Genomic DNA, 22,782 nt, shown 5'->3' with positions numbered 1-22,782 from the left:
GTAATCTTATAAAGTCAGGTTAATACCAAAAGAATATGTCCTCAAATTCGGATAGACATCCCAAGCCGATCCATTTCCATCTTTATAACTATATGGATTATAGATAGACATTGGATTCATTGCGCTTAAGTAAACTCTAGCGTTCGATACCCGCAAATACTGCGTCATTCTTTGAGGCAACTTATAGCCTATATTAAAGCTTGCCATCCGCATGCGAAAGGCCGAAACAGTCCAGAAACTGGAAGGCTGATTGTAAATACTGGACCATTGCGGATTCGGCATAGTACCGGTGGGATTTAAAACAGGATCATATACATTTCCCCAAATGTCAGGAAGATTGGTATACACACGAGAAATATCATTATTGAGCTTGTTACGCTCTGTGATCTCCGAATAACCTCCGAACGAACCTGTAATAACAGACTCTGCCGTAAATCCCTTATAACCGATTCTTAATGTAGTGCCTAATGTATAATGATTATCCTTACGTTTAGCCAACTGGATCAGGTCATTATCGTTAATGATACCATCAGGCCCTGCGAAAGTACCATCTGACTGAAGGGGCCCCCTCACGTCCCGATAATATAGCATTCCCGGTCTTAATTTATCGACAGACTGATCAAATACTTGTGTAATGTTATACTGACTTACATAGTTATCAATATCTGCTTGTGTCTTAAACATTCCTAAGTAATCGTATCCCCAAGCCCCAAGGTCAGAAGAGGCATTAGGTCTGGGTTTCCAAGGATATAACATATCAATATCATTGAAATTACCCTGAATGACCCTTCCATCGGACCAAGAAAAACGTGTACTAACGCCGTAGTTAAAATTATTAACTTTATCTTGCCAGCCTAATTCGAACTCTATTCCATAATTATTCTCTCTCCCAAAATTTTCTGCAGCAACTGATCCCCCAACTGTAATCGGAATATTACCTGTACGTTCGATCAATGCATCATGACCTTTGTAATAGAATCCTTCGATTGTGGCCGATAGACGGCTACGTAAAAAACGAGCATCAATACCAACATTATTTTTATACTCTGCACTCCAAGTAGCGTCGCGATTGGGGCTTTTCTCCATTTTCATACCAGTCGTCGCCCCGGCATTCCCGCCAAATACGGCACCTTTACCAGTCTGATAGCTATAGCGTTGTAGCCAACTCCACAATGGAATTTTATCGCTGCCCAATTTTCCATGCGAAAATCTCAATTTTAAGAAATCTACCCCATCAACTTTAAAGAACTCTTCTTCACTGATTACCCAACCTGCAGAGATGTTATAAAAATTCGCCCAATAGTTTTCTGGAGCAAATTTTGTAGATGCGTCCGAACGAAACAATACCTCTGCCAAATACTTTTCTCCAAACCGATAGTTGATACGACCGACATAACCTAGCGTGCCTGACTCGTAAGCGGCAGTACGTCCATCCACGGCTCCAAACGCTGTACCGAATTGTCCATTGGTGTTTGCAAGTGGATCGTCTTTCCAAACGTCTTCCTGTGAACTCTTTGCTTCTCCTTTTTCTATGGAGAACAGGCCTGAAAACGTGTGTTGTTTCCATTTCTTATCATATAGTGCAGTAAAATTCGCCTGATAATTATTACCATTCGCATTGGAAAAATAAACACGATTACCATTGCTGAAAGTTGCCGCAATGGGATTGGTACCGACGTCGTAAATATGTCTATTATCTCCACCATTGGTAAATGTATATGTTTGATATTTCGTTCCGATCTGCGTGCCACGGGAACTTGTAAAGTTTCTAGCATAAGATCCTCTAATGACCAAACCTTTTAACCACGGTGCCTGATATTCCCCACTTAGGTTAACGCCAAATTGTCTAGAATCTGAGGTTGCTAAATTATTTAACCGCTCTAACTCAAAGAAATGATAAGCAGATAAATCTCCTGATGTTCCGGGCAATCGTGCAGGGAGCCCATTTACATAAGCAGGAACATACGGAGCGGCCAATAATAAGTTCCTATAATCGTTATCATCATTTTCACCACCAATTTTATTAAAGGTTTTTTGTAAATCTCCCACGTTTCCAAAAACCTGTATCGCCGCCTTGAAATTACTGGCTACTTGAATATCGCTACCTGCTCTAAAGTTCCAACGGTCATAGTCTAAAGTGGATAGATTACCATTCTGTTTGTTATAAGCAACGTTCGCAAAATAGGTAGCTTTATCTGCTCCACCAGAAATATTTAAGGAATGTTTGGTCAAATAGCTGGATTTCCATGCATCATCCAACCAATTGTAAGAATGGTCTTTAAAATAATCCAATTCATCCTGTGAGAAAAATGCTTTTTCAAAACCAGGCCTTGAGGGATCGGTATTATTCCCGTTCGGTCCATTCATAATATTAAAGTACATCCCAAATTGATAGGCATTCATGACTTTTGTTCGATAGGCCTCATCATTGATGGCATAAGAACCGTTATAACTGATTCTTGGCGCACCGATCTTACCTCTTTTTGTTGTGATCAGAATGACACCATCGGCAGCACGTACCCCGTACACTGCGGCAGCACCATCCTTCAACACAGAGATACTTTCTATTTCAGAGGGATCCAAGTTATTGAATTGCGTTGCATCAGGTTGATTTTGTCCATTAACCTGAACTACTCCATCGATAACATACAATGGTTCAGAAGTCCCGCCATCTTTTCCGGCCGCCATACTTCTTCTTACACCTATGGTAGCTTTCGAGCCAGGTCTTGATACGCCCCCACTAACATTTACTCCCAAAAGTCGCCCCGCTAATCCAGCGGCCACGTTCGTCGTAGGCAAATCTTCTATCTCTTCCGCTTTTATTGCCACAACCGATCCTGTCAAATGTGCTTTTTTCTGTGTGGTATAACCAACCGTAACAACCTCATCGAGCTCCTGACTTTCAGCCTCCATGCGTATATTTAACACACTTTGGTTGCCAACCGGTATTTCTAATCTTTTATAGCCAACAAAATTGAGCACCAAAATTTCATTTCCAGCGGGCAAGTTTAGCCTAAACGTACCATCTGCATCCGTTGAAGTCGCAGTCTTTGATCCTTTAATGGATATCGTTACCCCTGCAAGCGGTTTTCCATTTTGATCAACCACCTTTCCTGTTATATTTTTAAAAAAAAGCAGATTGAGTTCACTTGGATTCGCACCATAAGAGAAGCATGGAATGGCCCCACCTGTCATTATTCCAATAGTGAGCAGCTTTGCCAACCGAATAGAAGATTTCCTTGGGAATATAAAGTAATTCATAATTTAGGTCCTTGTTTATTGGTTTGTTTTTTTGAGTCTCGCGGCCCACTTGTCACCTTCCTCTTTTAAATTATAGCCGTGAGACGCTAAATAGTTATTGATTTTGCCTTTGTATTTACCGAACCAGGCGTGTTTTTTTTCCGAAGATTCGGCCTGCATGGCAAAATCTCGAGCTTCATAAAGTAAACTGTCAATCATATGTACATCATCTTTTGAAAGACTAGGAATCATATCTTGATAGGCCTTCACGGTGTTCGGATAAACATGATAGGTCATGCCGTTTTTAACTGCTTCAACTTCTGCCGGTGTTAAAACTTGTTTTAACCGGGTTACGAAAGCTTGATTTAAATTGGTAGTTTCCTGAAGCGTCTCCTGTGCGATCTGCTCTTTTAGACTCTTATCCGTATTCTCCTTGATTTTCAAATCACGAAGCGAATAACAGGCATTCAAAAGATAATATTGATCACGAATAATGTGAACCGCTCTCTCTTGCTTGGCCTGATCTGCTAGCGCTAGTTTAGCCACAATTTTTGCAGACCGATCTGTAATAGTTTTCCAATAGGCGCCCTCTGTTTGACTAAATGTCATAGACACGCTTAAAAATAAAATTGTGAATAATGTAAAACGTTTCATAGGCATGAAATGGTTTATCCCTTTTTTGGTTATTAAATATTAAATAAAGTCCCTTAACTTTATTTCCGTTATAATTGCTCAAAATAAACGTCAAAACGACACAAAATTTCAAGTGCTCAATATAACTGAAAATTTCATCGGCAACCGTCATGTACTATCCTGACCCACTTGCTATTTGACCTCTAGATTGTCCACAACAACACCCTTAGAATCAACACTATAGAGTTTAATAAAGTAGGTCCCAGCATTGATCATTGTCTTTGTATCAGTATTGATATAATTCCACTTTCCAGAACGCGTAGGTTGCAATGATACAAGAGTTTTAGGCACCAACACGTACTTATTTTTGTCTAAAATTTCATAATAAGCACGACGAATTTCCTTAAATGGATTATGATACTTCATCAATAATGAATACACATCCGCTGCACCGACCTGAAACTCCCAAGCGATATAACTCTCACTAGCATTAAATACCAGACGTCTTTGTCCGGCAAACTCAATTTCGGAAACCCCTTCCCGCCAAAGGGTTTGATAGGCTTTATAGTTTTTGACCTCTTTCAAGTCATATACTGGAAGAAGCCCGCTTTGCTGCTGAAAGACCACAATATCTCCGCCGCGGTCAGTTTTCAGCAAAATTTCCTCGCCTGCCTTTAGCACCCTACGGAATACGGCAAAATATTTTCCTGTATTCAATTGTACACTGTCTTTGGTCTCTTCAAAATCTTTAGGTTTCTCATTTCCTAGATAGAAAGCAGTGGTAGGTTCTTTAAAACGTAGATGATAGATGCTATTGCTATCAAGCTCAAAATAATCTGAGCCAAACAAGGATGGTGGCAAGGAAAAAAACGATGTTACGCTAGCGCCATCCTTTTTCAATACACTGCCTATATCCAGCCAACTATGGAGTTTTATATTCTGACGCGCTAAATCTAGATTATAATGATCTTGACCGCTTGATTCTGAAACTAGGTGAACATGCTTCTTTGTGGCGATGGAAATCGCTTGTAACACTGCTTGTCCAGCATAAACACGCGGGAAATTGATAACAATCTTTCCGTCAACTACCTTGACAGAATACCTTTTTCTGACTACACGCTGGAATCCCGCATTTTTATAAATATCAAACTTATGTTCTACAAGTTGACCATTGATAGCAATATCGAAAACTCGATCGCCGTTGCCTGACGAAAACTTACCATACCAAGGTTCGGCAAAATATAATTCAACTAAATATTCTCCATTAGGTACGTCAAATTGATAGCCCAACTTATCCAGCCCATAGCGGAAGCTCTGAAAAAGAGGCCAGCCTCCAGTTCCTTTAATTGGATCAAAAATAACACGTTGACTGGCAAAATAAGTGTTCATCCCTTCAAAACTATCCGCCCAAGATTTACTGCCCCAGCCCGATTTCGACCGATATGGTTGGTCAGCTTTCCACTCTGCCCCGTATTCATCTGTATAATTATCGCCACCGCAATTCACACGGTAGAGATAATGATATCCAAGATCTGGTTTTAGCATCTTGGATGAGCCTACGGAAAAGTCTCGAAAATGTGGACTTTCGGGGAAATTATGTAGTATAACGGTGTCACGGCTAACGACCTTTCCCCCTATTCGTCCCTCGGCGTACAATATATTATACCTCACCTCAACATTATTAAATTCAATATGCTTTCCAAAACCAGGATGTTGCTTTTTTCCAAGTGATAGGGATCCTAAATCATTGAAAAGTTCGACTTCCTCACAATTCGAAAAAATACGAATGTTGTCTTTCACTCCAGGGGCCAACCACCGATTTGGCCAAGAATGCATGGCGATATAAACCATTGGATGCTCCTTTTTACCATAATGCGACAGATACATGTAATAAGCATCCGTAGGTTCTCCCCAGGGGGTTAATAAACCTTTATAATTAACCGGGCCAATCCTGTCGATATCACGATTTCCTTCTCCCCCCTGAATACGCCCCGGATTATCATGTGAGTTCCAAAGCCATAGATAATGACCAATTGCTTTGGTTTTAACAGAGTCTGCTAAGCGAACTTTTGTTTGTAGTATATCGACAAAGCGCTCTTCGTTGTAGTTATTTTCGTTGGGAAGATAGGGTGGTTCGGCATGTAAGCCCAAGCTCCTCCAAGCGCCGTACTCTCCTACAAGCTGCTGTTTTTTGAGATCCTCTCCATAGGTATTTTGATTTCCCCCGTAAGTGCCTGTCCAATTTTGCGGAACATCCCAATCGGTACCATTACCGCCATTACAGGTAGTCACCAGCCGTTGTATAGATGCTGTAGGATCTAATTTCCGAATTAGTGCTGTACATTCCCGTGCAAAATCTTCGGGTAGTGTACTCTCATTTTCAAGGCCCCACAAAATTACTGAAGGGCTATTTCTACGTTCTCGTACCCATTCTGTTAACAATTTTTTGAAATTTTCTCGAAATGCTGGTGTGTCAAACCAAATATGGGCGGCAAGCTGTGTCCACAATAAAATGCCATGACGATCCCATGCGTGTTGATAGCGCAGGTTATGGGGTTGATGTGCATCACGAAAAGAATTGAATCCGAGCGTTCTAATTTGTCTAATCCGGGCATCAATCTCCTCTTTATCAAAGGCATGTGATTGCCCCAATTTATGTTCATACTCCGCAATGCCATTAATAAATATAGGCTTTCCATTAACCAAGAGACGTGGGTCGCCAGAGGGCTTTAAACCTTTTGACCAACGAACAGACCGAATTCCATAACGTGTTTCAACCTCATCGGTAATCTGTCCACCAATTTTGATCTGCATTTTTATGCGATAGAGGTAGGGTGAATCCACAGACCATAATTGCGGATTGGCCAAAACCAGGTCTTTCAGCCGAATTTCCTTTATTGTATTTTCTTTAACCTGATTTTTCGATGCAGACCGAAGAACTGATTTCCCATTTTGATCCAAAACTTCGGTTACAATCTCCAAGTATTTACTTTCCTGGCTTTTATTACTTATTTCGACGGCTTGATGCACAATAGCCTTTTTATGATCGGCAGTCTCATCGTTCCAATAATGCTCACCAAAAGGCGTAATAGAGACTTCATTTTTCATCAATAGGCTCACTGGCCTAAAAATTCCCATTGGCTGCGATCCTTCAGAAAATCCCCTTTCCGTCGAACAGCCCCCATCTACCCAGGGTAGATCCATAATATGTGCCGGATGGTCTGCTCGTACAGCTAAAAGATTGGGCGTACCATCCAATTTAATTGCATCAGTGACATCCAGTGTAAATGTGGTTCTTCCACCCGCATGGTATCCCACGCGCATACCATTTAACCAAACGGTCGCATAGGAGCCTACCCCTTCGAAGAATAAATAGAACCTATTTTTGTTCTTTTGCTGTTTGATCGAGAAATTTTTTCGATACCAAGAATAACCATGTAAATTGCCATGAAGCAATCTACGATAACCCTCGTAGCCATCCCAATTATGAGGAACATCCACTTTCCGCCAGTCCTTATCTGTCTTAAAAGACACATTGTGAAATCCATTGTATCTTGCGGAATCTTTCTGATGCATTATGGTTTCCCATTCAAAATCCAATGTGATCGTTTTACGGAGTTTTTGGGCATACGAAAATGATCCGCACAATAGCATACAAACGCAATAAAACAGTTTTCTGAACAACGTCAATCTAATCTTCATTATTTCTTTAACTTCAATTCTTTATCAAAGGCATAAGATTTGCCCTTCTTTGTTTGAATCTTTACTTCATGGTTCTGATAACGCAAATGGAGGTCTTCTCCTGAAAGCGATTCAACGGTAACCCCTAACAACTGACCGTCTTTCCACTCCATATTGATCTGAAATGCGCCTCGCGCTTTGATTCCTTGGACTTTTCCTGTTCCGATTTCCGACGGTAATGCCGGTAATAGCTCAATTCCATCCGTGTGGCTCTGGAGTAACATCTCCACAATTCCCGATGCCCCACCGAAATTCCCATCGATCTGAAACGGTGGATGGGCATCAAATAGGTTTGGATAAGAACCACCTCCATTATCCGCCGGCCGCAATAGCATTTTTACCATGTGATACGCATGCTGAGCGTCTTTTAATCTCGCCCAAAAATTAATTTTCCATGCTAAGCTCCAACCTGTCCCTTCATCTCCCCGTAACACCAACGAGCGCTTTGCAGCTTCAACCAGCTGTGGTGTACCAATCAGATTGATTTCATTTCCCGGGAATAAACCCCACAAATGGGATACATGTCGATGTTTATTCTGCGGATCGTCCATATCTACCAACCACTCCTGCAGTTGTCCATATTGCCCGATTTGGTTAGGTGCAATCTGATTCCGCATGTTGCTAATCGAATCCCGTAAAAGATTATCGCTATCCAGTATCTTGGAGCTTTGGTTGAAAATATCAAATAAGGAGCGAATAATCTGATGATCCATAGTAGGTCCCTTGACCAACCCTCCATTCTCGGGGGAGTTTGAAGGTGAGCTGACCAACCATCCCGTTACTTTGTCCTTGACAAGAAAGTCCTTAAAAAATAAGGTAGCATCCTTAATAATTGGATAATATTCTTTTAAAAAGTGTAAATCTTGTGTGTAAAGATAATGTTCCCAAAGATGTCTCACCAACCAAGCTCCACCTGTGGGCCATATACCATGGTTGGAATTATTAATGGGAGCTGTACCCCGCCATAAATCCGTATTGTGATGTAAAACCCAACCCCGGGCAGCATAATATTCTTTGGCCGTTTCTGCACCCGCCACATGCAAATCTTGAATCATTTGGAATAAAGGATCCTGCAATTCAGAGAGATTTAAAACCTCGGTCGGCCAATAGTTCATCTCCAAATTTATGTTAGTCGTATATTTGCTCCCCCATGATGGTTCTAAAGATGAATTCCAAATGCCCTGAAGATTCATAGGTTGGCTACCTGTTCGAGAAGCTGCAATTTGGAGATATCGGGCGTATTGCACATAAAGCGCGAGCAGTCCAGGGTCATCCAGCATTACTGCCCTTCTTAATCTTCTATCTGTTGGAATAGTATCGAGCTGGCTGCTATCGTAAAGTTCTATTGCAAAGCGATGGTACAAATTCTGGTAATCTTTTTGATGGATTTGATACAATTTATCAAAGTCCGACTTCCATAAATTTTTGGATCTATCCAATGCGATAGTCGCATATTGATCGTTCAGTTCTCGATACGATTTAAAATTGGTTGATGCAGTTAGATAAATCTGGACCTCATCGGCTTGTTTAACAACAAGATCATTACCTTCATAAAATACCCGACCACCTTTCAATTTGAGCTTTACGAAGGCTGTTCCTCGCATCGAACCATTTTTGACCCATACCTCCATACCGATGGAGGAGTCCATCATGTGATCAAGTTTGGCACGCTGATGTTTGGTATTCAAGCTTAATCTAAAAGTGATTTTTCCCTTCTGATCTGCCTGTAATCTTAAGCCGATAAAATTGTTGGGATAACTTGCAAAATAAGTTCTTTTATAATGAATTCCATGAGCATCATAATTGACACGAACTTCACCTTTATCCATATCGAGTATCCGGCTGTAGCGCTTTGCCTCTTTGTGATCGAATTGCAAATTTAACGTACCAAAAGGCTGATAAGATGCTTGATAACTGCCTATTTTGGGACTGTTTGGATCTTGAATATAGTATTTCCACTCTCCATTAAGCGAGATTAGTTTTCCGGTGGAACTTTTTAATCCTATTGACTGCTTTGTATCCTTATAACCAGCTACCCCTCCTTTTCCTTCTAAATTGATCACCTGAATGGCGATACTATTTCTCCCTTCTTTCAGTAGCCCTTTAGGTATTTGATAAAGTCTTCTCGTTTCATCCCCCTTTGACTGTCCAACAAGCTTACCATTAATATAGGTGTAATCGTTAGTTCGGATTTTATTTAAATCCAACGACCACAGTTCTGTCAGCTCTTTTTTTGAAAGATTGAATTCATAACGAAACCAAACTGCCCCGTCCAATCCTTCCAGCCCCTGACTCTCCCAACCTTCATAATGCGGCACCGCTATACTTGGCCATTTACTATCATCAAAAGCAAACGCAAAAGGACCATGTTCTTGCTCCCGAATTCGTCCAATCTTTCCTAACCAAGCACTAGGATCTTCCGATTCACTTTTGAGTCCCATAAATTCTCGCATCGCCAAGGCCTCTGCTTCTTGCTGTCGCCCCCGATCAAGCAAGTCCCGTATGTTTTGAAGATACTTTGATGCGCCTTTTTTATTATAATTTCGTGGTCCATCCGTCCATAATGTCTCCTCATTAAACTGCAATTCTTCCTCCTCGACTCCCCCATAAACCATGGCTCCGAGTCGACCATTGCCAATAGGTAAAGCCTCTTCCCATTGTTTGGCAGGATGATCAAACCATACACGCGACTGTGCAAAAGTGGAGTTCAAGAGACATATCGATAAAAACGATAATAAGATATACAGGTATAAACGCATTATTTAGTTTCCGAAGGATTTATATTTGATGTGAACTGACCACTTTTATAGGTACCACGGAGAATTTGCTTTACTCGGGCCAGATTATTGCCATGAACATAAATTGACTCATTAGCTGCTCCAATTAAGTCCAAAAATAGCGAGGTGCCTCCTGTAGGAAAACAGCCCTGCACATTGACTGATTCACAGTTTTCCAACTCAATGAGCGACTTTTCTACTACCGGCGTGGTATTTTTCACATTTAAGATATTCAGTTCCTTACCGTTGTTAACTGATAATAATGATCCTTGTTTGATTGATACATTCACGTTAGTCAATGTTAGTCCATTTACATTGACAGCTGAAAAACCTGTGCTTCCCTGCATGTTAATATCCGAAAACACGACATTTTCAATTGGCATTTCTGCTAAGCCTCGCATATAACCAATGCGATTTGTTGTACCAGATAAATTGTTGATAAAGATGTTCCTGAATTTAGGCGTACGCTCACTAACAGGCCCCGGTTCACTTTTAGCATATTCCATATCGAGTACAATAGCCTGATCTCGAATATCACGCATGACAATATTGGAGACTTGAATATTTTCTACAATCCCACCTCTACCTCTTGCGGTTTTTAAACGTATACCACGATCTGTTCCGTCGAAAATACAATTGGAAATAACAATATTTTTCACACCACCTGACATTTCACTCCCAATAACTACCCCACCATGTCCGCGAAGCATCGTACAGTTTGTAATGGTGTAATTCTCTGCAGGGATATTGATTTTCCTTCCCGAACGATCCTTTCCAGATTTTATGGTAATGCAATCATCTCCTACACTAATGTGGCAATTGGCGATGCGAACATTGGAGCAAGATTCTGGATTGATACCATCTGTATTAGGCGAAGGAGGGTTATCTATTGTAACGCCTTCTACGGTAACGTTATCACAATATTGTGGATTAATTGTCCAAAACGGCGAATTTTGAATTTTAATATCTCTGATCTGTACATTTTTACAGTTTAAGAACTGTATAAAAGGCGGGCGTAAAAATCCTCTCTCAATCCATCCTGGAAGGTCCGGAGCCAAAACATCTTTATTGAGGCGTTTAAACTCTTTTTGCCATTTGCTATCTTCTGTCTGCTTCTTAACTTCAACCTCCGAATAGCCCCACCATTTTTTACCATGTCCGTCAATGAGCCCACGTCCTTGGATACTGATATTCTCTAGATTATTACCGTAAAATAATGGCGAAAAGTTTGTAACAACAGTTCCTTCCCAACGAGATTCAACCATAGGTAAATACTCATCAAAATTATCGCTAAAATGTAACTCCGCTCCAGCATCGATATAAATCGTAATATTACTTTTAAGATGAATGGGCCCGGTGACGTATTTTCCAGCTGGAAAATAAATCGTCCCCCCGCCTCTATTGGACGCTGTTGTAATAGCTTTTTTGATAGCCAATGTATTACTTCCGGTGCTGTCCTTCCGACCACCAAAATCCATGACGTTAAGCCAAGTTTGTGCCTGCAAACCCAACATGAATAAACAGAGTAATACAGTTATTATTCCATGACGATAGCTCTTTCTGATCATATTACTTTAAGTTAATCTTACAATTTTTTAAATCCTTTTGTTGCATTGACTTTACACCGTCCACATAGATGGTCAGTCCCTTGCCTTTATGATATTTCTCGCCAGTGACATCCCAGTAAATAGCAATGTTCTTATTGTGATACGTTAACTGGGTGAGTGAAAAGTAGTCCCATCGATCTTTCGAAATCAACGGTTTTATCTCAAGAATGGGATTAGTCTGTGGTTTTATTCCAATTAGATCCTGAATAATGACATCCGCAAATGTAGAATGATTATAAAACTTACTTCTCGGATGATCTCCCTTCAACCATTCTCCAGTTTTCTCATCTTGATATTCACCGATGTAGGGTTTACCATTCATAACATGGGATTTGGCATATTTATGAATTTGCTCGTATAAATCGCTTACATCAACTGCTTTATTCCTTTTATAATCGCTTAAATAATTAGCCATCCCCCTGATGGTCTGTGAACTTGTAAAAGGCCAAATTGCACCATCCCATTCACAGCTATGTCCAGTTCCACGGGTTCGAAATGTCGGTTCACGCCGCTCTGCTGTTGTTGTTCCCCAAGGTGCATTAAATCCTGCGGTATCAGGTAGCTGCAGCCAAGCTTTTCCATAAGCTGTTCTATCCGGAGGTAAATGAAAGTACCATGGGATAAAACCGATTGCTTCCCGAGTGGGGTGTAGCTCCCCTTTTTCCATCTTTGTTTTAAAAAATTGATCTTCTTTGTCCCAAAGCGAATCCAATATCAATTGGCGTAAAGTCTGTGCATAGGAATTGTATTTTTTCTCTAATTTTGGATTAGACACCAATTTGGCAATTGTCGCAATCGCTACAGCGTTTCCATACATATAGCTATTGATTGATGGACGCATATTGTGAACCTTACGTCCTCCCGACACCGACTCTTCCATACCATCTTGAACGTCAAATTGCCAAAAGAGCCCATTTTTAGTCTTTCTTTCTTTTTCCCACTTTTCAAAATCCAAATCCAAATCCAATAGACGGTCTTTTAGATATTGATTATCAGGATTAACTTTACAATAAGCTAGTAAGGCATCAGGTAGCCAAGAACTGAATTGATGAAACCTTGGCTTCGATTGATTCTTGTCTGCATGATAAAGCCAAAAGTCGATGTATTCTTTTAGAAATGCATTGTCACGAATCCACCTTCCTTCATACAAATGGTGTCCAAGCGCACAACTGATTGAATTGTATTTTCCAGCATGCTTCACTGGCTCAATAAATTCGGTCACCAAGATGCCTTCCGGACTCGATTTGATATGTTTTCGGTAAGACCACCATCGAAAATAATAGGTTTGCTCGATTTCCTTATCCGGACAGTCAAATAAAGGAATATTAGCCATCATCCAGTCATAGGCATCCTTATTCGGAATATTATTGATTACTGCTTCGTTATCGTTTTTGTTAAACTCTTGAACATAGCTGTGAACTTTATCTTCTAATTTCTGCTGTGCCTTTACACACGATAGCGCACAGAAAAAAAGCGCAAGAATAGATTTTATAATTTTCATTCCTTATTTAATATCAAAAAAGTTGAAGTAGATGTATTGTGTTCTCGTAAAATTACCCACTTCGTTTAAGTTGTTTATCCTGTACTATCCTGAAGGACATGGTTGTATTTACAATTTGGTTTCCCGATAATAGCCAAACAAGTCGTCTAGATCATCTCCTTGATTGTCCACGTCTGCATTATATGAATTAGAGAGTTCCTCATGATCCACTATACCCAAAATAAGCACTTCTCCTTTTGCAATCTTCAGCTCATTGACCCCTGGAGAAAAGGAATAGGTATGAATATCCACCATCGGCATGTATTGTATTCGTATAGCATTACGTATTCTTGCCTCTGCTTGACCAAAATCATTTGCACTTGCATCAATTTCCAGTATAGGTTTAGGCGCAAAAACTTTGTCATTACTATTAAAATAACCAATCAATATCTTCACTGCTTTATTATTCTTAAAGCGAAGATGTGTTCCCTGAATCTTTTGCTTTTCGGTATTAATCTGTACCGCTTGCAGTCCTTCCAATTCGTTGGCCAGATGGGTAACAACTAACTCCTGATCTGCATACAATTTTGCGCCCTTTTTCAATGGAATAAGTTGCTGATCATCCAAAAAAGTAATCTCTTCTGACTTTAATACCGCTTTGGCCTGTGTATAGACATCCGAAATTGTAGCTAAAGAATCTATCGCATGTTTAAAATTATTCAACTCCGCTTCAAATACAGGAAGCATCTCTTTCCAGTGAATGAACGAAGCATCAGCTCCGCGCATGGGTATCTTACGTTGTTTAGTCTGCATGCTATTTGCATATAAATAGGCCTGATTTGTGATCTGCGTAAGTTTTTGATATTCCGTCACACTTTGCTCCAAATCGGGCAGCGCTTTCCGAAGCGCGCCAAGATCATGGGAATACTTGTATTGAAGCAGCTGAATAGCTGCCTTAACCTTATAGCTATAATGATTGGCCAACAATTGATGAATCCGTATATCAGTAAGCCAGCGATTAAATTCTGCAACATTTTTCATTGGTTTTCCTAACTCCTTAATCAGCGCAGCTGCACGATCTCCATGTTTCACAATTTCTTCCGACACTTGGAGAGGTGTCTCCCCAACATGGCCTTCCTTGTGGTAATCTCTCTCGACATAATCAATAATCATTTCTCCTTCCGGAGCTTCAGATTCATAAAGAAGAGTGAACAGACCATAACGATAAGGATTTATCAATTGCGTCATCAGCATTCCGAGTGAAGATGTCTGTCTATTACCATCTGTAATACCAAATCGCCTAAGTATTTTAGGCGATATCTCACCAATTTCTTGGATAGCCAATAGTAAATTCAGTGCATCCTTCTCGGGAATACCATAATATCGGGAAAGTTCATTCGACCAATAAGATTGCTCTTGTGATAAATCTCGATTTTCATTCCAAGCATATCGTGACCATGCCTTGTACCACATCCAGTCGCGATCTACCTGAAGCAATCTATTATTTACCTTGTCTGCTGCATATGGCCAGTCCCAGTAAGATGCCTGGGGGTAAATATGAATACCGTTTGAATGATGAACTTCATGCATAGCTTTGACCGATCTCTGGATAAAATCAGGTGAGCCATATCTAAATGGTTCCAAGTTGGCTAAAATATGAACATTCTGAATATGGACTGTACCAATGGCACTTAAAGAGCGATGTAACTCGGCCCACTTCCCCCTTGGCGTATAGGTTGTCAGCGCCTCACCATTATATTTAGCCATAGTATAGAGGTTTTTATAAATTGGTAATGCAGCTTTCATAACAGCTGGTGCATCAGTGTCGTGGGCTCTTAAAATAATAGGTGGCTCGCCATGAGTACCTGATGCATGTAATCCGTCCTGTACTCCCGGAATGATGGTATTGGTAAACCAGTTAATATCATCTTGACCGACTCCCTCCATTGCCTCGCCCAACGTGATTAGTAATCCGACGTTTGGATACTTAGCCACAAAAGCAGCAATACTTTTGCGGGTGTAATCAGATATTAGCGGTGTAATAGCGCGATTGCGCTCTTGAGTTTTTAACCCATGACGATCGGCAAAAGGCTTCGGCAGGATGATGTTATAAAACATCTGGATAATCCAAATCCCCCTTTTATTAGCTTCTTTGGTCAAAAAAGTATAGATCTCTTCGTTTTTATCAAATGTTGTCTCATCTACTTCAAGCGCATAAGAATAATCTTTTAATTTCACCAATGAAGAAAAAGGGTGCCCATTCCATAAATACAAAGCATTATACCTGTTTTCAACCATCATATCCAAATACTTCAACCACAATTCTTTATCATAAAACCATGGAAAAGATTCAGGTGTATAAGGATATTCGTAAATATCATGCCCAGGCAAATACGCAGTTTTTTGAAGGCCAATGCTTGTGCCGCGCATAACCATTTTTGGCCCATCGGCTAAAAAGAATGGCCCAGCGTTCAGCCAATGCCTATCTGCCAGCAACGCCATACAGCCATACAAAACCCCCGATTCATCCGTACCGATCAAGGTGATCGGATCTGTTTTGCTCTTTCGGAATAGAACAAAATGTTCTTTTTCAATCAATTTACTCCTGATTGAGTCCGGTAAAGATTTTCTTTGTACTGCCGTACTTACCTCAATATCGAGATCGTCGGTAACACTTGAATTCATCAATTCTTTTTGTAACAGGTCAACTGCATATTGAAATCGTTCTTGATTTGCAATTCCTTCCAGCGTGTAACGAACGGTAATACTTTTATTTACAGCATAAAGTTCAGCAAGTATTGAAAAGACACAAAGAAACACGCATAATAGTCTTTTGCACATAATTGGTTATTTATAATTCACTAATAAATGTTAATTTTACATATAAAATTTCAAACATTAAAATTCGTATCTCGTTTTTTACAAAGGAGATGCTTTACAAATGCAGATTTCTCTATTATTAACTAGAATATTTTAGTATTTTAGAGCATACTCAACACAAATTCATTGAAAAAATATTTGCTATTTCTAGATACAGAAACATCCGGCCTACCGAAAAAATGGAATAAAAGGTACACAGAAAGCGATAATTGGCCACATGTACTGCAATTGGCCTGGATCATTTTTGACGAAGCCCAAAATGAGATCAAACGGAGCAATAAATATATCTACGAACCACTCATTCCAATCAGTCCGGCATCGGAGCAAATTCATGGGTTAACGCCCCCATTCTTAAGGCAATATGGTGAGAAGAAAAAAGATGTGTTGCGCAAGTTCAGTCATGACATCAAAAAATATAAACCGCAGCTTGTTGGACATTTCCTTTCCTTTGATTTACAAGTATTATCCGCAGAATTCTATCGATCGAACCTTGCGCTTCCATTTGGTGAAATAGCTTATTTTTGTACACTTTTACATAGCAAAAGGTATGTTAGAAATCCAAATATGGTACATCTTCCGCTGTCGCTGTTACATGAATCCCTATTCTTGTCTCCACCGGAACATTTACACGATGCCGAAAAGGATGCTGAGATAACAGCTAAATGTTATTTTGAAATGATTAAACGAAAGGATTTAACTCATCAAGATATCCTTAACCAACAAATAGAATTTCATAACATCTTTTAATTTTTTCCTAATGAAAAATTCCGAGGTTATCCTTTCTACACTAAAATCTACCCCTCCATTTCAGGCGCTGCCCGAATCCCTGCAGCTCAGTATTGTTGATATATTCAATGAGTACCGCTTCTCCAAAGACACGCTTGTTTATCGACAAAGCATTACAGACATGGATGGAGTAGACTTAATCTATGAAGGAGAGTATGAAACATTTTTCTTGGACGATTTAGACAACAAAAGATTAATTGAAATTCACCATAAACCCTATTGTTTTGGCGGAATATCCGTGCTTTTAAATAGAACAAAAGCATTAAAATCCGTAATTGCAAAAAAAGGGACAATTATCTATCGGTTACCTAGGAAAAACTTTATCGAGCTTTGTAATGCTAATGAAGAATTTTTTCATTTTTTCACTAATTCGTTTGGAAGAAGAATGTTGGATGAAGAATTTTCTCATATTTGTCAAATCTCCAGCTTCCTTTGAAGAAAGCTATTTTGCTGCAGATCAATTATATTCAAGAAAGATCGAACACATCATCTACAAGGATATTGTTGCTTGCTCCCCTCAAACGCCCATCTATGAAGTTGCGAAGACTATGGCAAATCAAAAGGTGAGCTGCCTGTTCATAAAAGATGATAACAGCATTATTGGTTATGTAACCGATATGACCTTGCGCGATAAGGTAGTTGCTCAACAGGTACCGGTCGACCACAAAATTATGGAAGTCATGGACAACCCTATTGTTAGCATTTCAGATCAATCTTATCTTTATGAAGCAGTATTAAAAATGTTCCGTACAAAATCTAGATACTTGCTCGTAGAAAAAGACGGGAACTATGTTGGCTTCCTAAGTCGTAATCGTTTGTTGAGCGAACAAGGCCAATCTCCACTTGTATTTATACAATCGGTAAAATTAGCAGAGACTTTGGATGAATTGCGTGAGAAGTGGAACAATGTTCCAGAAATTATCCACCAATTGCTTGGTAGAGGTGTAAATGCCGAAATTGCCAATCAAGTGATCACGACTGTGGCAGATAGCATCGCACTCAAAGTCATCGAAAAAGTCATCGGAGAAATGGGCGAACCACCAGCTAAATTTGTCTTTATGGTGACTGGCAGTGAAGGGAGAAAAGAGCAAACATTAATGACGGATCAGGATAATGCCATTATCTATGAAGATAAGGCAAACGAACAGCGTGAACTCGTCCGGGAATATTTTTTAAATTTTGCAGCGAAGGTGTCAGATCATCTAAATACAATAGGTTTTAGCTACTGTACGGGCGGATATATGGCCAGCAATCCCGAATGGACACACTCGCTATCCCATTGGAAAAACAACTACAAAAAATGGATTGAAGAAAGTATCCCTGAGAACGCGATTAAGTTTTCAACTTTTTTCGACTGCAGACGCTTGTATGGCGATCAGGATATTATCAATCAGCTTAAAGATTTTCTTAATGTTGAATTACAGCGGCCAAATGATCGCTTTTTTACCTTTATAGCAAAAAATGCTCTTCAATATGAGCCACCGTTAACATTTTTTAAAGCGATAAAAACTCAAACTATAGGATCATCCGAAGTATTCAATATAAAAAAAGCGATGACGCCTATTGTTGACTTGGTCCGCGTATACGCGCTTAAAAACCGAATTTATGAAGAAAATACCGGTGGAAGGCTCAAACAACTATTAGAATTAGGAATATTCACACAAGAGCAATATGAAGAATTGCATCAATCCTATTATTATCTGATGTCGATTCGACTGAAAAATCAAGCAAATCAGATTAGAATAGCCAAACTGAGTCCAAACAATTATGTACCGATGGACAGCCTGACAAATATCGAAAAAGCAACCATCAAAGAGATATTTAAAACGATCACCAACTTTCAGTTGGGAATCAAAGTTAAATTCACCAGCAACCTCTTCGGTTAACAGGCCAAGTTAACAGCAAATTGTTAAATAATCTCTTTCCGAAGGTTTAATTTTATATCGCTATATCCATAAGGAAAACAAGGAAGCCATCAGTAAACTGATGGCTTCCGTAATGTTTATATCACCATATTTTATTTATCGACAGATTCGGTTGCTTTACCTCTATCGACGATTGATTGATTAGATGGTTTTGCTGCCTATTTCGTAGACAGTCTAATCAGCGTAAAGGAGTATGGTGCAAAAGTTTGAACAAGTTTTTTCCCATTATAAACAACAGTACTTTCCTTTGGACGAATATTTAATGGTTCTTCCAAACTATTGCTGACATTCAGGTCGGGATTAGCCAGCGTAACAAGCTCTGCCGTGGCTGTCAGCTTCTTCTTTGAAACTACATCAAGATTAACTTTTTTCGGCTGACTATTATAATTGACAACTTTCACAATTAATTCCTTTGAAGACTCGTCATAAACTGCAGATGCATACAAACTATCTTTACCCGCAACGGATTCACCATCACGCATAATCGGAATAATGGCTGTGCCCCTGTTGGTTGCATACAATTTTTGAACCTGGTAGCTAGGTGTACCATACACCTGAAGATTATCAACCCAAATTAGATCCGGAGACCATTGCCACCCATCTACATGACCAAACAATGGTGCATAAGATGCCATTTCAACCACATCACCATTTCGTTCAAGACCAGTCATGAATGCAGCTTCAGAAAGTGCGGCCTCCCACGTACTTTTTCCAGGGCCATTCGGTCGTGTCGTATGTGAAGCGTATTCGCCAGCAAAAATCTTTGCGCCGTTCCGGTTGTAATTGTCATAACGGCTGGCACTTGAAAGAAACCAGGATGGTGGTCGATAATAATGTTCATCGATGATATCAATATTCATGGCACGCAACTTATCATCTAAGAAATCAAAGCGGTCTCCCTCTGGATCAGTACCTGAACTCGCTATAATTTTGATCTCTGGATGCTTTTCGTTTAAGGCCTTCTTAAAAACGGCCAGACGTTCAATATATTGAGGTCCCCAATTTTCATTTCCAACGCCTAACATTTTGAGATGAAATGATTCGGGATGCCCCATTTCTGCACGCAATTGACCCCATTTTGTAGCAGTGGAGCCGTTGGCAAATTCAATCAGATCCAAGGCATCCTGAACATACTCATCTAACTCATCTAATGGTACAACTTCGCCTGTATTATACTGACAAGCCATACCACAATTAAGAATAGGCACTGCAGTGGCGCCGATATCTTCTGCCAATAAAAAATATTCGAAAAAACCTAAGCCAAAAGTTTGGAAATAATCTGGCGTTAGACGATGTTTAAATTCGGTGTTCCAACGGTTAATAATCAATTCTCGTTCACTAATTGGACCAACCGTTTTTTTCCATTGAAATCGATTAGCCAAATCTCTACCTTCCACAATACAACCTCCCGGAAACCGGATAAAACCAGGTTTCATATCTGCAAGCATTTGAACCATGTCTTTACGTAATCCCTTTCGTCTCCCTTTCCAAGTGTCGACGGGAAACAAAGACAACATATCGACGTCTAAAGTGCCCTCACCTGTAAACCAAACATTTAATTTAGCCTTGTCTGTTGTTTGGTTAACAGGAAATTTGACCGCAGCTTCCGACCACGATGCGACGGGATCAAGCGGAAGTTCAGCGGCCCCGATTACCTTATTTTGAGGATCAAGCAGTTCAACGTGGATCGTCATTCCTTTCGCAGTGCTTTGGTACTGTAAAGAAAACTCATATGCTCCTCCCGCTTTTACCCCCATTCCCCTAAAGCCTTCATTTTGCAATCCTAATTTTAGATTGCCCGCATTATTTAATCTTAAATAACGCTTATTTCCCTTCCGCTTACTGTCATTCACCAGCAAATAAGTACCCTCAACACCATTTTCGAGCTTCTTCCAGCCCATCCAAGGTTCATCAAATTCAAAGGATCTATTCTTCACCAATTCAGCATAGATTCCCCCATCAGCGCCCAAGTTAATGTCTTCAAAAAACACCCCCCACATATGTGGCGATATTTTCCCCGAAGGCTTATCTAATTGAATATTTAATGCTATTGGTGACTGCGCCACAGCAGAAAAGCCTAACCCCGCTAGCGCTACCATCAACGATACAACTTTCTTCATCTATATAATTATTTGATCATTAATGTTTAATTAATGAGTTTTAAAACTATCTTAGGTTAATTCCAATACGATTACTGAAAAAGCAGGAATATCTACTTCAACGGTACCATTAACAACCTTCGCCTTATTGTACACGGCAGGTGTAATCGTTGTCGGTTTGTCGAACGAATTATAATCACGCAGATGCTCAGCGGTAAGTATTCTACCAGTTACTTTTCCGGCTTTCAACGAGCCCAAATCCACGTGCACCTTATTTTTCTTTTTTGGGTCAATATTCACAAGGGAAATATGTGTACGTCCTTGTTTGTCCTGTGAGGCTGAAACCGAAACTGCAGGGATTTTCTCTTGATTAAACTCAAAATCAGTCGATTGCAGCGATACAGGAATTAACTTAGCGTCCTGATGTACCTTATACATTTCCATGACATGGTACGTAGGCGTCAAAATCATATTCTTCCCTTCCGTAAGAATAACCGCTTGTAATACATTTACTGCCTGCGCTAGATTGGCCATCTTAACCCGGCGAGCATGATTATTAAAGATATTCAATGTCATACCAGCAATCATAGCATCACGCATGGTGTTCTGTTGGTAGAGAAAGCCAGGGTTCGTCCCTGGTTCGACCTCATACCAGCCCCCCCATTCGTCTACAATTAGATCTATAAGTCCTTTTGGATCGTATTTGTCCATGATGGCCATATTCTTCTCCACTAATTCATTCATAAACCAAGCTGATTTCATGGTCTTGAAATACTCCTCTTCCGAATATTTCGTTGCAGAGCCTTTCTTATCCCAGTTGATGACCGCATAGTGATGTAATCCCATACCTTTCATCAAACCACTTGGAATTTTCTTCATGAGTGTTTCGGTCCAATTGTAATCTGCACTATTGGCACCAGAAGCAATTCGATATAGACCACTCCCATTCGTCCAATCCGACATGAAAGTCGCGTATTTGCGGTAGATATCAGTATAATAATCGGCAGTCATATTTCCACCACAGCCCCAAGCTTCATTTCCCACACCCCAAAACTTGACCTTCCAAGGTTCCTGCCGTCCATTTTTACGTCTCCAGTCTGACATGGGGCTTTCTCCTTTAAAGTTTACATATTGAACCCAATCAGCAAGCTCCTGCACCTCACCACTACCAACATTACCGGCGAGATAAGGTTCTGCCCCAAGCAATTCACACATATTTAGAAAATCATGCGTTCCGAATGAATTATCCTCTGTCACACCACCCCACCAGTTATTAACCATAGCAGGACGTTGAGCTTTAGGGCCAACTCCATCCTTCCAATGATACGTATCGGCAAAACATCCACCCGGCCAACGTAGATTGGGAATGTTCAAATTCTTAAGGGCTTCGATAACATCATTCCGGACGCCATCAGCATGCGGAATTGAGTCATTTTTCTCCCCGACATAAAATCCATCATAAATACAGCGGCCCAAATGTTCAGCAAAATGACCATATATATGTCGACTTATAATCTGCTCTTGCTGCGGAGTTTGCAATTTGACACTACTCTGCCCATGGAGTAACCCATTCACCAGCGCGAATACAACGCCTAATGTAAATCTTAGCTTCAT

Annotated in this window: 12 protein-coding genes; 3 read left to right on the top strand and 9 right to left on the bottom strand. The window is 40.2% G+C overall.

Going from position 1 to position 22,782, the window contains the following annotated elements:
• Positions 1-6: 6 nt before the first annotated feature.
• From QE382_RS03890 to QE382_RS03860, 7 genes are all read right to left on the bottom strand, one after another.
• Positions 7-3,261 carry a SusC/RagA family TonB-linked outer membrane protein gene (locus tag QE382_RS03890; RefSeq protein WP_307184759.1) on the bottom strand — a complete coding sequence of 1,085 codons (3,255 nt, stop codon included), beginning with the start codon at positions 3,259-3,261 and terminating at the stop codon, positions 7-9.
• A 15-nt stretch (positions 3,262-3,276) separates the two neighbouring features.
• The gene (locus QE382_RS03885) at positions 3,277-3,849 is read right to left on the bottom strand and encodes a DUF3826 domain-containing protein (RefSeq protein WP_307184758.1); all 573 of its coding nucleotides are present in this window, start codon (positions 3,847-3,849) and stop codon (positions 3,277-3,279) included.
• Positions 3,850-4,065: 216 nt separating this feature from the next.
• On the bottom strand, positions 4,066-7,575 hold the full coding sequence (locus QE382_RS03880) for a malectin domain-containing carbohydrate-binding protein (RefSeq protein WP_307184757.1): 3,510 nt from the start codon (positions 7,573-7,575) through the stop codon (positions 4,066-4,068).
• On the bottom strand, positions 7,575-10,325 hold the full coding sequence (locus tag QE382_RS03875) for a glycoside hydrolase family 95 protein (RefSeq protein ID WP_307184756.1): 2,751 nt from the start codon (positions 10,323-10,325) through the stop codon (positions 7,575-7,577). The genes QE382_RS03880 and QE382_RS03875 overlap by 1 nt, the downstream gene beginning before the upstream one ends.
• A gap of 47 nt (positions 10,326-10,372) precedes the next feature.
• Positions 10,373-11,959, bottom strand: a complete 1,587-nt coding sequence (locus QE382_RS03870; protein WP_307184755.1) for a glycoside hydrolase family 28 protein — start codon at positions 11,957-11,959, stop codon at positions 10,373-10,375.
• Position 11,960: 1 nt separating this feature from the next.
• Positions 11,961-13,499 (bottom strand): MGH1-like glycoside hydrolase domain-containing protein, encoded by a 1,539-nt coding sequence (locus QE382_RS03865; RefSeq protein ID WP_307184754.1) that lies wholly within the window; start codon positions 13,497-13,499, stop codon positions 11,961-11,963.
• Positions 13,500-13,607: 108 nt separating this feature from the next.
• Entirely contained in the window at positions 13,608-16,319 is a 2,712-nt protein-coding gene (locus tag QE382_RS03860; protein WP_307184753.1) for an alpha-d-galacturonidase, read from the bottom strand.
• A 165-nt stretch (positions 16,320-16,484) separates the two neighbouring features.
• On the opposite strand from QE382_RS03860, the gene QE382_RS03855 reads away from it, so the two are divergent.
• From QE382_RS03855 to QE382_RS03845, 3 genes are read left to right on the top strand one after another with little or no spacing between them, the layout of a single operon-like run.
• Complete coding sequence (locus QE382_RS03855) at positions 16,485-17,105, top strand: 3'-5' exonuclease (protein ID WP_307184752.1); 621 nt, start codon at positions 16,485-16,487, stop codon at positions 17,103-17,105.
• A 10-nt stretch (positions 17,106-17,115) separates the two neighbouring features.
• On the top strand, positions 17,116-17,580 hold the full coding sequence (locus QE382_RS03850) for a cyclic nucleotide-binding domain-containing protein (protein ID WP_307184751.1): 465 nt from the start codon (positions 17,116-17,118) through the stop codon (positions 17,578-17,580).
• Positions 17,537-19,030, top strand: a complete 1,494-nt coding sequence (locus QE382_RS03845) for a DUF294 nucleotidyltransferase-like domain-containing protein (RefSeq protein WP_307184750.1) — start codon at positions 17,537-17,539, stop codon at positions 19,028-19,030. Before QE382_RS03850 ends, QE382_RS03845 begins: the two co-directional genes overlap by 44 nt.
• Positions 19,031-19,227: 197 nt before the next feature.
• Here QE382_RS03845 and QE382_RS03840 read toward each other — a convergent pair whose 3' ends face one another.
• Both QE382_RS03840 and QE382_RS03835 read right to left on the bottom strand, forming a co-directional pair.
• Positions 19,228-21,189 carry an alpha-L-arabinofuranosidase family protein gene (locus QE382_RS03840; RefSeq protein ID WP_307184749.1) on the bottom strand — a complete coding sequence of 654 codons (1,962 nt, stop codon included), beginning with the start codon at positions 21,187-21,189 and terminating at the stop codon, positions 19,228-19,230.
• Between the two features lie 51 nt (positions 21,190-21,240).
• On the bottom strand, positions 21,241-22,782 hold the full coding sequence (locus QE382_RS03835) for an alpha-N-arabinofuranosidase (protein ID WP_307184748.1): 1,542 nt from the start codon (positions 22,780-22,782) through the stop codon (positions 21,241-21,243).

Source organism: Sphingobacterium zeae, assembly GCF_030818895.1.
Lineage (GTDB): Bacteria > Bacteroidota > Bacteroidia > Sphingobacteriales > Sphingobacteriaceae > Sphingobacterium > Sphingobacterium zeae.
Note: the sequence above shows the minus strand (reverse complement) of the source record. Positions and strands in the feature narration are given on the sequence as shown.

Excerpts from the sequence above, each read along its gene's own strand:
- QE382_RS03890 (WP_307184759.1), bottom strand. The coding sequence starts at position 3,261 with ATGAATTACTTTATATTCCCAAGGAAATCTTCTATTCGGTTGGCAAAG.
- QE382_RS03885 (WP_307184758.1), bottom strand. The coding sequence starts at position 3,849 with ATGACATTTAGTCAAACAGAGGGCGCCTATTGGAAAACTATTACAGAT.
- QE382_RS03880 (WP_307184757.1), bottom strand. The coding sequence starts at position 7,575 with ATGAAGATTAGATTGACGTTGTTCAGAAAACTGTTTTATTGCGTTTGT.
- QE382_RS03870 (WP_307184755.1), bottom strand. The coding sequence starts at position 11,959 with ATGATCAGAAAGAGCTATCGTCATGGAATAATAACTGTATTACTCTGT.
- QE382_RS03865 (WP_307184754.1), bottom strand. The coding sequence starts at position 13,499 with ATGAAAATTATAAAATCTATTCTTGCGCTTTTTTTCTGTGCGCTATCG.
- QE382_RS03860 (WP_307184753.1), bottom strand. The coding sequence starts at position 16,319 with ATGTGCAAAAGACTATTATGCGTGTTTCTTTGTGTCTTTTCAATACTT.
- QE382_RS03850 (WP_307184751.1), top strand. The coding sequence starts at position 17,116 with ATGAAAAATTCCGAGGTTATCCTTTCTACACTAAAATCTACCCCTCCA.
- QE382_RS03845 (WP_307184750.1), top strand. The coding sequence starts at position 17,537 with ATGAAGAATTTTCTCATATTTGTCAAATCTCCAGCTTCCTTTGAAGAA.
- QE382_RS03840 (WP_307184749.1), bottom strand. The coding sequence starts at position 21,189 with ATGAAGAAAGTTGTATCGTTGATGGTAGCGCTAGCGGGGTTAGGCTTT.
- QE382_RS03835 (WP_307184748.1), bottom strand. The coding sequence starts at position 22,782 with ATGAAGCTAAGATTTACATTAGGCGTTGTATTCGCGCTGGTGAATGGG.